This window comes from Dellaglioa sp. CoH-56-MRSF-10, from assembly GCF_056782175.1.
Genome location: NZ_JBXAYF010000094.1, coordinates 1 through 294 on the forward strand (window position 1 = coordinate 1; position 294 = coordinate 294).

Genomic DNA, 294 nt, shown 5'->3' on the forward strand with positions numbered 1-294 from the left:
CGATATGGTTGATCTGTGGCCGACGATGACTCTCGACCAGCGTCGTGAGGTGTACTTGGCGGCGCACGAGCAGGCGTCTAACGAGGAATGGGACTGATGGATACGCAAGAATTTCGCACGTTCATCAACGCCGCCCTCGATCGCATAGAAGCCGAGCACGGAACGATTCCGGTGGTTGCGTGGTACCATGATTGGTATCTGTGTGAACGCCTGCCCGGGATTCTGGTGGTTGAGGACGACGTAGAGTACACACCTCCATACAAGCCACGCAACTCGGCGCAGGGCAAAGTTCTT

The 294-nt window shown here is 56.5% G+C and carries 1 protein-coding gene; it reads left to right on the top strand.

Annotated features, from left to right (window positions below; translation table 11 throughout):
- Positions 1–96 precede the first annotated feature (96 nt).
- Positions 97–294, top strand: a 198-nt coding sequence (locus AC1RP4_RS07945; protein ID WP_481763267.1) for a hypothetical protein, incomplete at its 3' end; no start/stop codon positions are given.